Raw genomic sequence first — 15,529 nt, 5'->3', positions numbered from 1 at the left:
ATTTAAGCAATGCGAAACATCGCATATAGTAAATCCATAAACGCTCAAAAATGAGCGACAGGCAGACTGCCTGACATAACGAACACAACAGAACAATGGAGTATGACAATGGCGAATTATTTTAACACATTGAATTTGCGTGAGCAGTTAGCTCAGTTAGGCAAGTGCCGTTTTATGCAGCGCGAAGAGTTTGCAGATGAAGCAGGTTTTCTGAAAGGTAAAAAAATCGTCATCGTCGGTTGTGGAGCACAAGGTTTGAACCAAGGCCTGAATATGCGTGACTCAGGTTTAGATATTGCTTATGCATTACGTGATGAAGCAATTGCAGAGAAACGTGCTTCATGGCGCAAAGCGACAGAAAATGGTTTCAAAGTTGGGACTTATGAAGAGCTGATCCCTACCGCTGATTTGGTGATTAATTTAACGCCAGACAAGCAGCACTCAACCGTTGTTCGCGCTGTTCAGCCTATGATGAAACAAGGTGCAGCACTGGGTTATTCACATGGCTTCAACATTGTTGAAGTTGGCGAAGAAATTCGTAAAGATATCACTGTTGTGATGGTAGCGCCAAAATGCCCAGGTACTGAAGTTCGCGAAGAATACAAGCGTGGTTTTGGTGTTCCAACGTTAATTGCAGTACACCCAGAAAATGACCCGAAAGGTGAGGGTATGGCGATTGCTAAAGCGTGGGCGGCAGCGACTGGTGGTCACCGTGCAGGTGTTCTGGAATCCTCATTTGTTGCAGAAGTTAAATCTGACCTGATGGGTGAGCAAACGATTCTGTGTGGTATGTTGCAAGCGGGTGCATTACTGAGCTACGACAAAATGGTCGCAGACGGTGTTGAGCCAGGCTACGCAGGTAAATTAATTCAGTTTGGTTGGGAAACTATCACTGAAGCGCTGAAACAAGGCGGTATCACGCTGATGATGGATCGCTTATCTAACCCTGCGAAAGTGCGTGCTTATGCGTTATCCGAGCAACTGAAAACTATCATGGCACCATTGTTCCACAAACATATGGATGACATCATTTCAGGCGAATTTTCTGCAACCATGATGGCAGACTGGGCAAATGATGATAAAAACTTGCTGACATGGCGTGAAGAGACCGGCAAAACGGCATTCGAAAATTACCCTGAATATAATGGGAAAATTGCGGAACAAGAGTACTTCGACCACGGTGTTCTGTTAGTTGCAATGGTTAAAGCAGGCGTTGAGTTAGCGTTCGATACGATGTTAGAAGCGGGTATCTTAGAAGAATCGGCTTACTATGAGTCACTGCATGAATTACCACTGATTGCGAACACTATTGCTCGTAAACGTTTATATGAAATGAACGTGGTTATCTCTGATACTGCAGAATATGGTAACTATCTGTTCTCATTTGCAGTTGTACCAATGCTGAAAGATTTCATGACGAAATTACAAGCAGGGGATTTAGCGAAGCCAGTTGCAGATAATGGCACTGATAACGCACAGTTACGTGATATCAATGAAGCTATCCGTAATCATCCGATTGAGAAAATCGGTAAGACTTTACGGGGATATATGACGGATATGAAGAAGATTGCAGTCGGCTAACTCATTATCCTTCCCCTTTCACGCTCTAGGGGTGTCAGCTTCTTAAGATTACACAAGTCACATACTTCAGTATGCTCCTTGGGATAATCTTATTTGCTTCCTACCTAGAACGCGAAATGCTTTGGATAATCACCATGTTTTCTCTTGCAATAGTTTAGAAAAATACATTCTGATATAAACCACATTGTTTCTAAGAATGATGTGGTTTTTTGCTTTTATAAAAGATCGTTGCTCTAGAGTTGGTTCGGTTTCTGCTACAATCTGTAGCGAATTCTATTTTGAATAACTGAGTGATGTAGAGAAGCCATGCGATTAAACCCAAGCCAACAGCAGGCAGTTGAATTTGTCGATGGCCCGTGCCTTGTATTGGCGGGGGCGGGGTCAGGCAAAACACGTGTTATTACCAATAAAATTGCGCATTTAATTCGCCAATGTGGCTATCAGCCTCGGCAAATTGCCGCGGTGACTTTTACCAATAAAGCGGCGCGGGAAATGAAAGAGCGCGTGGCGCAGACATTGGGGAAAAAAGAAGCTCGCGGTTTAATTATTTCTACTTTCCATACATTAGGGTTAGAAATTATTAAGCGTGAATATAAAGCACTGGGTATTAAAGCCAATTTCTCGCTATTTGACGACCAAGACCAGATGACGTTGCTGAAAGAACTTACCTTTGATTTATTGGAAGAAGATAAAGACTTACTCAAACAATTGATCTCGGCGATCTCAAATTGGAAAAATGATCTCATCTCCCCACAACAAGTCATAGGCCAAGCACGGAGTGAGAAAGAGCATCACTTTGCCGAGTGTTATCGCCGCTATGAACTTCATCTGAAAAGCTGCAATGTGCTGGATTTTGATGACTTAATCAGCAAACCTACCCTGTTGTTATATCAAAATGAAGAAGTGCGCGAACGCTGGCAGCAAAAAATTCGTTACTTGCTGGTGGACGAGTACCAAGATACCAATACGAGTCAATATCAGTTGGTTAAATTGCTTGTGGGGCAGCGGGCAAGGTTTACGGTTGTGGGGGATGACGACCAGTCAATCTATTCATGGCGTGGCGCAAGGCCGCAAAATTTAGTTTTATTGAATCAAGACTTCCCTAAGTTAAATGTCATTAAGCTTGAGCAAAATTACCGTTCATCCGAACGAATTTTAAAAGCTGCGAATATTTTAATTGCCAATAACCCTCATGTATTTGAAAAGAAACTGTTTTCAGAATTGGGATATGGTGCGCCACTGAGGGTCCTTACTGCAAATAATGAAGATCACGAAGCTGAAAGGGTGATTGGGGAGCTTATTGCACACCATTTTATTAATAAGACGGAATATAAAGATTACGCCATTTTGTATCGCGGTAATCATCAATCGCGTATTTTTGAAAAAATGTTGATGCAAAATCGTATTCCGTATCGCATTTCGGGGGGGACTTCGTTTTTCTCCCGCCCTGAAATTAAAGACTTATTAGCTTATTTGCGAGTATTGACGAACCCTGAAGATGACAGTGCTTTTTTACGCATAGTAAATACTCCACGACGAGAGATTGGTCCTAAAACTATCCAAAAACTTGGGGAATGGGCAAACCAGCGAGGGAAAAGCTTATATCAGGCCAGCTTTGATCTAGGGCTTGAACAAATTTTAAAAGGCAAAGGATTAGAAGCATTACAGCGTTTCACTCATTGGATGGACAGTATTGTTCGAACGTCGGAACGTGAACCTTTAATTGCGGTGCGTGATTTACTGCGCGAAATGGATTATGAAAGCTGGTTATATGAAACGTCGACCAGTACTAAAGCTGCTGAAATGCGAATGAAAAACGTCAACCAATTGTTCACATGGATGAGTGAAATGGTGGAGGGTGATGAGCTCAATGACCCAATGACATTGAGCCAAGTGGTTACACGCTTTACGCTGCGCGATATGATGGAGCGTGGTGAGGATGATGAAGAATCAGACCAAGTTCAACTCATGACGTTGCATGCGTCTAAAGGCCTTGAGTTTCCTTATGTTTTTTTGGTCGGTATGGAAGAAGGGCTGCTGCCACATCAAAGCAGTATTGATGAAAATAATATTGATGAAGAACGCCGTTTAGCTTATGTAGGGATCACAAGAGCGCAAAGAGAGTTATTCTTTTCTCATTGTCGTGAGCGTCGTCAATATGGTGAATTGATCCGTCCCGAATTAAGCCGTTTTCTCCTTGAATTGCCACAAGATGATTTACAATGGGAGCAACAGCGTAAAGTGGTTAGTGCGCAGGAGCGTATGCAGAAAGGGCAATCAGCTTTAGCCGATATTAAAGCACGTTTAGGGTTAAATAAAAAAAGTGAGTAACCACAACTAATTGAATTTCCACACTAGAGTAGACCTAGTGTGGAATATATTATCAATTTGAACTATTACGTTCTTCCAACTCTAAAATCCAATTCACATAGCCCTGCCATTGAACTTCTTGCTGTAAATTTTCCGCTCGTAGAGGGTGAGCAGATAACCAACGATAAGGCAGTGTAATGGTTAGCCTTTGTGCATTCACATTAAGTCTTAGTGCAGGCAAGGTATCATCCCGTCTGCGGCTCGCAAAAATAATGGCGAGGCGGAGTAAACGACATAAATCATATGCATGCTGTATGGGTAGCGCATTTTGTTGGCTTAATGGTGTTAAATCGACAGGGCCTTGCTGATTTTTCAATAATGCAGCAAGTAACCGTTTTTGAGCTGGAGTGAAGCCTGGTAAATCAAGGTGTGTTATGAGGTAGCTCGCGTGCTCGGGGCCTTTACGGAAATCAACACTCAAGCCGATTTCATGTAAGGCGCATGCACTTGATAGTAAATCACGACAGCGTGTATCTAAGCCCCAATCTTTCGCGACTTGTAAATAAAAATATTCTGCAAGTTGACGAACTCGGCTAGCTTGTTCGATATCGACTTGGAAGCGTCGTTGAATATTGCGGACGGTACGAGCGCGAATATCCTGCTCAATAGGAAGCTGTAGCATACCATAGACAAGACCTTCACGAAGTGCACCGCCTGCCAGTGTCATGTTATCAATGTCTAATGCTTCAAAGATAGCAATCAGAATAGATAAGCCGCTTGGAAAGACAAGAGCGCGTTCGAAGGTTAAACCGTCAATTTCAAGCTCTTCAAGTTTTTGGCATTGAATGGCTTTGCGCTTAAGCTGTTGTAATTTAGAAAGCGTGATCAGTTCATCCATGCCTTGGGCAATCATGATTTCCTGAATCGCTTGTACAGTACCGGATGCACCAACACATATCTTCCACCCATGTGTTTTGAGAGCATCAGCAATAGGGGCGATGACACGATGGGCAGCGGTTTGAGCCGCAGCGAAGTTTTCTTCTGTTAAACTTCTATCGCCAAAGTAGCGCTCAAGCCAAGTTACACACCCCATTTCAAGGCTGTAGAGTTGCTCTGCTTTTGCGCCTGTACCCGTAACTAGCTCAGTACTTCCCCCGCCAATATCAACCACTAAGCGTTGATCTGGCCCGCCAGTTGTATGTGCGACACCTTGATAAATTAAGCGAGCTTCTTCTTCCCCTTGAATGACTTTAACAGGGTTTCCTAAAATTTGGCTGGCTTTCTCGATGAAAATATCGGCATTTTTAGCTATACGCAAAGTCGCTGTTGCGACAACACGAATTTGTGTGTTCGGAATATCTTGTAAATGTTCCGAAAACAGGCGTAAACATTGCCAGCCTCGCGCCATTGCTTGCTCAGAAAGCAGGTTGTTGTTATCTAACCCTGCAGCAAGACGAACTTTGCGTTTAACCCTAGAGATGACCTGAATGCTGCCAGCAGTTTCACGTACAACGAGCATATGAAAACTGTTTGATCCTAAATCGATGGCGGCATAAAGAGAAGAAGATTTCAGCATATCGTTTTTACTCAGCCTGGACGTTTATGGTTGTTACGTGGGCCATTGTGGCGACGCTGCGAATTTGAATTACGGCGCGGGCCTCCAGGACGTGGGCGATGACGGCGTTTTGGTGCAGGTAAATCGCTCAATAATGCATCCCTGTTATATTTACTAACAGGGATTGAGTGTTGGATATATTCTTCAATAGCAGGCAAGTTAAGTGAATATTCTTCACAGGCTAAGCTAATTGAGTTTCCACTTTCACCGGCACGACCAGTACGGCCAATACGGTGAACATAATCTTCACAGTCATCAGGTAAATCGTAGTTAAAGACATGAGTGACGGATGGAATATGTAAACCACGTGCTGCAACATCAGTTGCCACTAAAATATCTAAATGGCCTTGTGTGAATTGCTCTAATATACGTAGCCGTTTTTTCTGTGCGACATCGCCAGTTAATAAACCGACACGATGACCATCGGCAGCTAAATGGGCCCAAATATCATCACAACGGTGTTTTGTATTGGCGAAAATAATACAACGCTCTGGCCATTCTTCTTCAAGAAGCGTTTGGAGCAAGCGCATTTTTTCTTCATTAGAAGGGTAAAATAACTCTTCTTTGATACGGTGACCTGTTTTTTGCAAAGGTTCGACCTCAACATATTCAGGGTTATTCATTTGTTCGAAAGCTAATTCCCTTACGCGATAAGATAAAGTTGCAGAAAATAGCAAATTAAGCCTATCTGCCGCACCTGGCATACGACGGAAAATCCAGCGGATATCTTTAATGAAACCAAGGTCATACATACGGTCGGCTTCATCGAGTACCACAACTTGGATTGCACTTAAATCGACATGGCCTTGTTTTACGTAGTCGATTAAACGGCCAGTTGTACCAATAAGGATATCAACACCATTTTGTAAAACCTTCAGTTGCTCATCATAGCCGTCACCACCGTATGCTAAGCCCATTTTCAGGCCAGTGTACTCAGCGAGCTCTTTAGCATCTGAATAGATTTGTACAGCGAGCTCGCGTGTCGGTGCCATAATGAGTGCACGAGGCTGATTCGCTTTTTTACCCTCAATTGCGGGGTGAGTTAATAAATAATGGAATGTAGACGTTAAAAAAGCTAACGTTTTACCTGTACCGGTTTGCGCTTGACCCGCCACGTCTTTGCCTTCGACAGTAAAAGGCAAGGTGGACGCCTGAATAGGCGTGCAAAAATTGAAGCCTTTTTTATTTAGAGCTTCAATGACTTTAGGGTGCAATGCGAAGTCGGAAAACTTCTTTTCTGTCAAGTGTGCTTTACTCATAGTATGTTAGAATATCAGTTAACGGTTGGTTTACGAAAGTGTATCTTTTGAAATAAAGCATACTGCTGCCAATAATGTTATACTAAGTCTACAAAAGATGACCCCTTGGAGTACAACATGAGCGATAAAATTATAAAGATAACTGATGCAAGTTTTGCAACTGAAGTTTTGAACGCAAGTTCACCTGTTCTCGTCGATTTTTGGGCAGCATGGTGTGGTCCTTGTAAAATGATCGCGCCTATTCTTGATGAAGTTGCTGAAGAATATACAGGCAAACTGACTATCGCAAAACTGAATATTGATGAAAACCCAGCCACCGCTCCAAAATATGGAATTCGTGGCATCCCGACCTTGCTTTTATTCAAAAATGGTGAAGTCGCGGCAACGAAAGTTGGGGCATTATCAAAAACGCAACTGAAAGAATTTTTAGACGAAAATCTGTAAGTTATCGTTATATGTAAGCTAAGACGTTTAGCGGTATATCTATTTTATCTAGAGAGCCGCTAGACGTCTTCACTTAAGCATGATAAGTTATCTTTATTCCTCGTATAGCACCCATATGAATTACCTTGTATTCCATTGCTCTTATCTTATATATCTAGCTTGTTAGTTCAGTATTGTGATATTTTTTGTTCAAAAACTGATGACATAATGATTTTAAATATGAAATTGAAAGTTTAGACGTTGAGTTATAGCAGTATTCAATATCTTCTGTTTCAATGTACTCTTCATATGAATTAAAGATAGTGCATAAACGAACATCATGAAATTCAATGTGTTTATATCTTTTGGATATAAAAATGAAGTGGGAGAAGGTTGGCATTGAGCAATTATGTGTTTTTTAATGCTAATTTGACCTTAAATTTGCGATATTGGGATGTATGTTGTCCTAAATGTACAAAAAACTATTGCTAATATTGTGTGTGTTTCTAATAATATGCCACACATCATCAAGATGAGTTGCAGCCAAATGTTAGAGCAATCTTAGTAATGGCTAGCACAAGATTTTTTTGCATTGCTGTTTGCTTCTAATGAAAATTAGCGATCAGCAGGGCAGTATAAAGTTAAACTGGCACTTATTAATAAGCTGCCGTCAATTTACGTTCATAGTTCGAGAATTACCCCGAGTTAAAGAACCCACCATTATGAATCTTACCGAATTAAAAAATACGCCAGTATCAGAATTGATTACGTTAGGCGAAAACATGGGGCTAGAGAACTTAGCCCGTATGAGAAAGCAGGATATTATTTTCTCTATTTTGAAGCAGCATGCGAAAAGTGGCGAAGATATTTTCGGCGATGGCGTACTGGAAATATTGCAGGATGGATTTGGTTTCCTCCGTTCAGCAGACAGTTCTTACCTCGCAGGCCCTGATGATATCTACGTTTCTCCTAGCCAAATCCGCCGATTTAACCTACGCACAGGTGACACAATTTCAGGAAAAATCCGTCCCCCTAAAGAAGGTGAACGTTATTTTGCCCTCCTGAAAGTAAACGAAGTTAACTTCGATAAACCTGAAAACGCACGTAGTAAAATCCTTTTTGAAAACTTAACTCCTTTACATGCTAACAATCGTCTGCGCATGGAACGTGGTAATGGTTCAACTGAAGATTTAACTGCACGTGTGCTGGATCTTGCGGCTCCAATCGGTCGTGGTCAACGTGGCCTGATTGTTGCTCCACCGAAAGCCGGTAAAACAATGTTACTGCAAAATATTGCAGCAAATATTGCTCACAATTATCCTGATTGCGTTCTGATGGTTCTGTTGATCGATGAACGTCCTGAGGAAGTGACAGAAATGCAGCGTTTAGTTAAAGGTGAAGTCATTGCTTCAACTTTCGATGAGCCTGCAGCACGTCACGTTCAAGTCGCTGAAATGGTGATTGAGAAAGCGAAACGTCTAGTTGAACATAAAAAAGACGTTATCATTTTACTCGACTCTATTACGCGTCTAGCCCGTGCATATAACACCGTTGTACCTTCCTCTGGGAAAGTATTAACCGGTGGTGTGGATGCTAACGCATTACATCGTCCAAAACGTTTCTTCGGTGCTGCTCGTAATGTTGAAGAAGGTGGAAGCCTGACAATCATTGCAACTGCACTGGTTGATACCGGTTCTAAGATGGATGAAGTTATTTACGAAGAGTTTAAAGGTACAGGTAACATGGAACTGCACCTATCTCGTAAGATTGCAGAAAAACGTGTTTTCCCTGCAATAGACTACAACCGTTCAGGTACGCGTAAAGAAGAGTTACTGACATCGCAAGATGAATTACAAAAAATGTGGATCCTGCGTAAGATTATTCACCCAATGGGCGAAATCGATGCCATGGAGTTCCTCATCAGTAAATTAGCGATGACAAAAACTAACGAAGAGTTCTTTGACTTTATGAAAAGAGCCTAACCGTTACCGTTAAAACTTTTCGTATTTTATAAAATAGGTGTCTGTTATGGCACCTATTTTTTTGTTTTTATACGCGGCGGTCGCACATAAAAATTAAAACATATCATATTAAGTAAAGCTCAATATTTTGCTGGCTGAATTTCAATGGATTAAGATGCTGTTTTATTGCTTTATTTATAAATAACATTGAATAAATAGGCGATTTTTTTATTAAAACACTAATCATAAATGATAAAAACACCAACGCATATACGGTAACATATTGAACTAAAAGATGAATATTGTTTTTATGTTTATTTTGTGATTAGTGCTAAATTTATTTGCATCACTTTATTATCTAATCATTAAATGCCTATTTAAGCATCAATCGGTTAACTCAATTTTGGAGTATTGCTTTTATGGCATGCATATTGCACTTATTCAGTATAAAATTACGGATACTCTATTATTAAATCAAAAACACTAATAAAGTGTATGAACTAATAATGACAGGGATTTCTTCATGAATGAAGATTCGTCTTATAGCGGATTTGAGTACTAAGATGATAATGCATTGGCGTATGCTTATTTACCGGCATTCGCTAAAAAATTAGTTTTGAAAGTTAAATATAAAGATTAAGAGAGTCGAACAGTGGACACCATACACTTTGTAACCAATCTCTTCTACGTTTTCTTGTTTTCATTAGTTTTTATTTTTTTGGCTCGAGTTGTTGCAATAAAAATCGGGTTAGTTGATAAACCTAATTTCAGAAAGAAACACGTAGGATTAGTTCCTCTTGTTGGGGGAATTTCCGTTTTCTTTGGGATCTGTTTTGCATTTTATATTACCGGAGAATACATTCCTCATAAGTGGCTATACATCGCTTGTGCAGGGTTATTAGTCTTTATTGGCGCATTAGATGATAGGTTTGACATTAGTGTGAAACTAAGGGCTGGTATTCAAGCGATCGTTGCGGTTGTTATGATGACAGCGGCAGGGTTGAAACTTGATTCACTCGGTCATGCCTTTGGCCCATGGGAACTGGTACTGGGTCCATTCGGTTATATCGTTACCCTATTTGCAGTATGGGCAGCAATTAATGCTTTTAACATGGTTGATGGCATTGATGGGTTACTCGGTGGCTTATCTTCTGTTTCTTTTGGCGCTCTCGGCTTTTTGCTATATCAAAACGGTAACTATGCGTTAGCATTTTGGTGTTTTGCCTTTATTGCAGCTATCCTTCCTTATATTCTTCTGAATTTAGGTGTGCTAGGCCGTCGTTTTAAAGTTTTCATGGGAGATGCGGGAAGTACGCTGATTGGGTTTACTATTATTTGGATCCTTGTGGCTTCGACCCAAGAAGAAGTACATCCGATTAACCCAGTTACCGCTTTATGGATTATTGCGATCCCACTAATGGACATGGTTGCCATTATGTATCGTCGTATTCGCAAAGGCATGAGCCCATTCTCACCAGATCGCCAGCACATTCATCATTTAATTATGCGTTCTGGTTTTACACCAAAAGGGGCATTTGTACTGATTACACTATCAGCGGCCGCTTTAGCATGTGTCGGTATTATTGGTGAACACTTAACATTTGTACCTGAATGGGTAATGTTGGCATTATTTTTGCTTGTATTTATGATGTATGGTTACTGCATCAAACGAGCTTGGAAAGTCGCCCGTTTTATTAAGCGAGTGAGACGTAGAGCACGTAGAGGAGCAGTACGGTAACGACAAAACGAAAATAGAGGTTCTGTGCAGTGAATAACTCAGAAACACAACCGAGTCAGTATCAATCGCCAATAGAGCCGGAATTGGATATCCGTGGTTTATGTCGCTCACTGTGGCAAGGTAAAATTTGGATCGTTGCATTTGCTGTTATTTTTGCAGCAATTGCTTTGGGAGCGTCCTATTTTATGCAGCCAAAGTGGAGTGCGACAGCAATTACGGATTTACCAACCGTCAATAATCTGGGAAGTTATTATTCTCAGCAACAATTTCTGCGCAACCTCGATTCCCGTATTAATACTACGGGGCAAGAAGGGCAATTACCAACAATCGCAAAAGAAGCTTATCAAGAATTCACAAAGCAGCTCGGTTCTTATGATACGCGTCGTCAGTTTTGGCTAAATACGGATTACTATAAGCAGCGTTTAGAGAATGACCCTAAAGCAGATACCGCATTATTGGATGAGCTCATTAATGATATTGAGTTTACGCCAGCAGATGAAGTCAAAAATTTAACAGATAGCATTAAGTTAGTAGCGGAAACTTCCGCAGATGCGAACCAGTTACTACGTCAATATATTCAGTTCGCTAACCAACGTGCCACAGCTAATCTCAATGATGAAATTAAAGGTACATGGGCAACGAAAATGCAATCCATGAAGGCATTGGTTAAACGTGAAGATATGGTGGCAAAAGCTGCTTATGAACGACGTTTGAATGCTTTAGAACAAGCACTAAAAGTTGCTGAAAAACAAGGTATTGTACGTAATCAAAGTGCAACGCCTGTGGATGAAATCCCAGATTCTAAAATGTTTATGTTAGGTGCTCCTTTATTACAAGCACAAATTGAAACATTGAAAGCAACCGGCCCCGATCACGACAGTGATTACGACCAAAATATTGCCATGTTATCAACATTGAGCGTCGGGCCTACCCTCCAAGATAATTTTCAAGCATATCGCTATTTACGTACTCCTGAAGAGCCCGTTAAACGCGATAGTCCTCGTCGAGCCTTTATGATGGTTCTATGGGGAGCCATAGGGATGTTAGTAGGTGCCGGAGTGGTACTTGCTCGCCGCCGCCCATCTTGATTTTGGGATAAGCCACTGGCGAATTTTCCAGTGGCATATAAAGTTATTAAGATTATACAAAGCAGCTCACTGCGAAAGATAAATATAAGAGAGTCACTGTGAAAGTATTGACTGTATTCGGCACACGACCTGAAGCTATTAAAATGGCACCACTGGTTCATGCATTGGCTGAAGATACAGACTTTGAAGCTAAAGTTTGTGTTACGGCACAGCATCGTGAAATGCTAGATCAAGTACTGAAACTGTTTGAGATCATTCCAGATTACGATCTCAATATTATGAAGCCAGGGCAAGATTTAACTGATATCACTTGTCGTATTCTTGAAGGGTTGAAAAGCGTTTTTGCTGATTTTCAACCGGATGTTGTTCTTGTTCATGGCGACACAGCTACAACGATGGCAACTAGCCTTGCGGCATTTTACCATCGTATACCAGTAGGGCATGTTGAAGCGGGATTACGTACAGGAAACCTGTATTCGCCATGGCCTGAAGAGGCAAACCGTAAGATTGCTGGTCATTTAGCGATGTATCACTTCGCGCCAACTGAAAATTCACGCCAAAATTTGTTAAAAGAATCTATTCCTGACAGCCATATTTTTGTCACCGGTAATAGCGTAATTGATGCGTTATTGTGGGTACGTGATAAAGTCATGAGCGACCAGCATATGATGGAGAAATTGGCTGCAAATTACCCATTTATCGACCCAAATAAAAAAATGATTTTAGTCACGGGCCATCGTCGAGAAAGTTTTGGTGGTGGCTTTGAACGTATTTGTCACGCTTTAGCAGAAATTGCACAAGCGCATCCCGATGTGCAAGTCGTATATCCAGTTCACTTAAATCCAAATGTGAGTGAGCCTGTTAAACGTATACTGCATGATATTGATAATATTATTTTAATTAGCCCTCAAGACTATCTACCGTTTGTTTATTTGATGAACCATGCTTATTTAATTCTAACAGACTCAGGTGGTATTCAAGAGGAAGCGCCTTCTCTTGGTAAGCCTGTTTTGGTGATGAGAGATACCACAGAACGACCAGAAGCGGTTGATGCAGGAACAGTTCGTCTTGTGGGAACAGATACACAAAAAATTGTGAAAGAAGTTAATCGGTTACTGACAGATGACGCGGAGTATCACGAAATGAGCCGCGCACATAACCCTTATGGGGATGGTCATGCATGTCAGCGTATTCTTGCAGCATTGAAAAGTAATCAGGTGAAATTATGAGTTTTGAAACTATTTCTGTTATTGGCCTTGGTTATATTGGTTTACCAACAGCAGCAGCCTTTGCATCACGTAAAAAACAAGTGGTTGGTGTCGATGTTAACCAACATGCCGTTGATACTATTAACCAGGGTAAAATCCACATCGTGGAGCCAGAACTGGATATCGTGGTCAAAAAGGCGGTTGAAGAAGGCCATCTGAAAGCTTTTACTAAGCCGCAACCTGCAGATGCTTATCTGATTGCTGTGCCTACGCCATTTAAAGGCGAGCACGAACCTGACCTCGCGTATGTACGTGCTGCAGCTGAGTCTGTTGCTCCGGTGCTGAAGAAAGGGGATTTAGTCATCCTTGAGTCTACATCGCCAGTAGGAACAACAGAGCAAATGGCAGAGTGGATGGCAGCTGCTCGCCCTGATTTAACCTTCCCTCATCAAGCAGGGGAAGAAGCCGATATCGATGTAGCGTACTGCCCTGAGCGTGTGTTACCAGGCCAAGTGATGGTCGAATTAATTAAAAATGACCGCGTTGTTGGTGGTATGACGCCAAAATCCTCTCTGCGTGCAAGTGAGCTATACAATATTTTCCTTGAAGGTGAGTGTGTAATTACTAACTCAAGAACTGCGGAAATGTGTAAGTTAACGGAAAATAGCTTCCGTGATGTGAATATTGCTTTTGCGAATGAATTATCATTAATTTGTGCGGAACAAGACATCAATGTGTGGGAGTTAATCAGCCTCGCGAATCGTCATCCACGCGTTAATATTTTGCAACCAGGCCCAGGTGTTGGTGGGCACTGCATCGCGGTTGACCCATGGTTTATCGTTGCGCAAAATCCAAAACAATCACGTCTTATTCATACCGCTCGTTTAGTCAATGATGGCAAACCAATTTGGGTTGTTGACCAAGTGAAAGCAGCAGTGGCTGATTGCTTAGTGGAAACCGGTAAAAAAGCCAGTGAAGTGACCATTGCCTGTTTCGGCCTGTCATTTAAACCGAATATTGATGATTTACGTGAAAGCCCAGCAATGCACATCACCAAAATGGTGGCGAACTGGAACCCAGGTAAAACATATGCGGTTGAGCCACACATTGATGAATTACCGACCTCTTTAAAAGGCATTTCTGAGCTTGTTTCGATTGAAAAAGCCGTTAATGAAGCGGATGTGATCTTAATGTTAGTTGACCACAATATGTTCAAAGGCATCCAAGGCTCTGCGATCCCACAAAAATGGGTTGTGGATACAAAAGGAGTATGGCGTTGAAACGCATTTTAATCACTGGAGGCGCCGGGTTTATCGGCTCTGCTGTTGTTCGTCATATTATTGAAAACACTGACGACAGCGCAGTGGTTCTGGATTGCTTAACCTATGCAGGTAACTTAGAGTCCCTTGCAACGGTTGCGAATAACCCGCGCTATGCTTTTGAGCAGGTGAATATTTGTGATAGAGCTGCATTAGATGCCGTTTTTGAAAAATACCAACCCGATGCAGTGATGCATTTAGCGGCAGAAAGCCATGTTGACCGTTCAATTGATGGCCCTGCGGCATTTATCGAAACCAACATTGTGGGAACTTACACATTGTTAGAGGCGGCGCGCCATTACTGGTCTGCACTGAATGATGAGAAAAAAGCGGCTTTCCGTTTTCATCATATTTCAACAGATGAAGTTTATGGCGACCTCGAGGGGCCTGATGGTTTCTTCACAGAAACCACGCCTTATGCGCCAAGTAGCCCTTATTCCGCATCGAAAGCATCGAGCGATCACTTGGTTCGTGCATGGCAAAGAACCTATGGTCTGCCGACGATGATCACCAATTGTTCAAATAACTACGGGCCGTATCATTTCCCAGAGAAATTGATCCCTTTAATTATTTTGAACGCCTTAGCCGGTAAGCCTCTGCCTGTTTATGGGAAAGGTGAGCAAATTCGTGACTGGCTGTTTGTTGAAGACCATGCACGCGCACTGCATTTAGTTGCGACAACCGCGCAACCTGGCACCACCTATAATATTGGTGGCCATAATGAGCGCCGTAATATTGACGTTGTAGAAACGATTTGTGATCTGCTTGAAGAGCTGCACCCGCAGAAGCCACAAGGTGTGGCGCACTACCGTGATTTAATCACATATGTGAAAGACCGGCCGGGGCATGATATGCGTTATGCCATTGATGCCGCGAAGATTGAGCGCGAATTGGGGTGGACGCCACAAGAAACCTTCGAATCAGGTATCCGCAAAACAGTGCTGTGGTATTTGAATAATGAAACGTGGTGGCGCCGCGTACAGGACGGTTCCTATGCGGGCGAACGTCTAGGTCTAGGAAATTAGGT

Annotated in this window: 11 protein-coding genes; 9 read left to right on the top strand and 2 right to left on the bottom strand. The window is 41.9% G+C overall.

The features are described 5' to 3' along the window. Nucleotides 1-108 precede the first annotated feature (108 nt). Entirely contained in the window at nucleotides 109-1,581 is a 1,473-nt protein-coding gene (gene ilvC / locus M1F26_RS18215) for a ketol-acid reductoisomerase (protein ID WP_140171876.1), read from the top strand. A gap of 306 nt (nucleotides 1,582-1,887) precedes the next feature. Continuing rightward, nucleotides 1,888-3,912 carry a DNA helicase Rep gene (rep, locus tag M1F26_RS18210; protein ID WP_140171875.1) on the top strand — a complete coding sequence of 675 codons (2,025 nt, stop codon included), beginning with the start codon at nucleotides 1,888-1,890 and terminating at the stop codon, nucleotides 3,910-3,912. Between the two features lie 52 nt (nucleotides 3,913-3,964). Here rep and gppA read toward each other — a convergent pair whose 3' ends face one another. Together gppA and rhlB are read right to left on the bottom strand one after the other, a co-directional pair. After that, complete coding sequence (gppA, locus tag M1F26_RS18205) at nucleotides 3,965-5,467, bottom strand: guanosine-5'-triphosphate,3'-diphosphate diphosphatase (RefSeq protein ID WP_140171874.1); 1,503 nt, start codon at nucleotides 5,465-5,467, stop codon at nucleotides 3,965-3,967. 11 nt (nucleotides 5,468-5,478) lie between these two features. Continuing rightward, nucleotides 5,479-6,765, bottom strand: a complete 1,287-nt coding sequence (rhlB, locus tag M1F26_RS18200; RefSeq protein WP_140171873.1) for an ATP-dependent RNA helicase RhlB — start codon at nucleotides 6,763-6,765, stop codon at nucleotides 5,479-5,481. Nucleotides 6,766-6,882: 117 nt separating this feature from the next. Here rhlB and trxA point away from each other — a divergent pair, with 117 nt between their 5' ends. The 7 genes from trxA (at nucleotide 6,883) to rffG (ending at nucleotide 15,527) form a co-directional block, all read left to right on the top strand. Beyond that, nucleotides 6,883-7,209: a thioredoxin TrxA gene (trxA, locus tag M1F26_RS18195; protein WP_125894355.1), complete on the top strand. Its 327-nt coding sequence runs from the start codon at nucleotides 6,883-6,885 to the stop codon at nucleotides 7,207-7,209. Between the two features lie 701 nt (nucleotides 7,210-7,910). Continuing rightward, nucleotides 7,911-9,170: a transcription termination factor Rho gene (rho, locus tag M1F26_RS18190; RefSeq protein WP_004915469.1), complete on the top strand. Its 1,260-nt coding sequence runs from the start codon at nucleotides 7,911-7,913 to the stop codon at nucleotides 9,168-9,170. 631 nt (nucleotides 9,171-9,801) lie between these two features. After that, entirely contained in the window at nucleotides 9,802-10,887 is a 1,086-nt protein-coding gene (wecA, locus tag M1F26_RS18185; RefSeq protein ID WP_004906107.1) for a UDP-N-acetylglucosamine--undecaprenyl-phosphate N-acetylglucosaminephosphotransferase, read from the top strand. A 29-nt stretch (nucleotides 10,888-10,916) separates the two neighbouring features. Then, entirely contained in the window at nucleotides 10,917-11,975 is a 1,059-nt protein-coding gene (gene wzzE, locus M1F26_RS18180; RefSeq protein ID WP_140171872.1) for an ECA polysaccharide chain length modulation protein, read from the top strand. Nucleotides 11,976-12,073: 98 nt separating this feature from the next. Next, nucleotides 12,074-13,204 (top strand): non-hydrolyzing UDP-N-acetylglucosamine 2-epimerase, encoded by a 1,131-nt coding sequence (wecB, locus tag M1F26_RS18175; protein ID WP_004906103.1) that lies wholly within the window; start codon nucleotides 12,074-12,076, stop codon nucleotides 13,202-13,204. Further along, a complete protein-coding gene (wecC, locus tag M1F26_RS18170) occupies nucleotides 13,201-14,463 on the top strand; it encodes a UDP-N-acetyl-D-mannosamine dehydrogenase (protein ID WP_094962451.1) in 1,263 nt (420 codons plus the stop codon). The genes wecB and wecC overlap by 4 nt, the downstream gene beginning before the upstream one ends. Further along, nucleotides 14,454-15,527 (top strand): dTDP-glucose 4,6-dehydratase, encoded by a 1,074-nt coding sequence (gene rffG / locus M1F26_RS18165; protein WP_180359504.1) that lies wholly within the window; start codon nucleotides 14,454-14,456, stop codon nucleotides 15,525-15,527. Before wecC ends, rffG begins: the two co-directional genes overlap by 10 nt. The last annotated feature ends 2 nt before the right edge of the window (nucleotides 15,528-15,529 follow it).

Source organism: Providencia sp. PROV048 (assembly GCF_033688165.1).
Taxonomy (GTDB): Bacteria; Pseudomonadota; Gammaproteobacteria; order Enterobacterales; family Enterobacteriaceae; genus Providencia; species Providencia hangzhouensis.
Note: the sequence above shows the minus strand (reverse complement) of the source record. Positions and strands in the feature narration are given on the sequence as shown.

Coding starts and splice junctions, on each gene's coding strand:
- rhlB (WP_140171873.1), bottom strand. CDS start 6,765: ATGAGTAAAGCACACTTGACAGAAAAGAAGTTTTCCGACTTCGCATTG.
- rep (WP_140171875.1), top strand. CDS start 1,888: ATGCGATTAAACCCAAGCCAACAGCAGGCAGTTGAATTTGTCGATGGC.
- ilvC (WP_140171876.1), top strand. CDS start 109: ATGGCGAATTATTTTAACACATTGAATTTGCGTGAGCAGTTAGCTCAG.
- trxA (WP_125894355.1), top strand. CDS start 6,883: ATGAGCGATAAAATTATAAAGATAACTGATGCAAGTTTTGCAACTGAA.
- rho (WP_004915469.1), top strand. CDS start 7,911: ATGAATCTTACCGAATTAAAAAATACGCCAGTATCAGAATTGATTACG.
- gppA (WP_140171874.1), bottom strand. CDS start 5,467: ATGCTGAAATCTTCTTCTCTTTATGCCGCCATCGATTTAGGATCAAAC.
- rffG (WP_180359504.1), top strand. CDS start 14,454: ATGGCGTTGAAACGCATTTTAATCACTGGAGGCGCCGGGTTTATCGGC.
- wecC (WP_094962451.1), top strand. CDS start 13,201: ATGAGTTTTGAAACTATTTCTGTTATTGGCCTTGGTTATATTGGTTTA.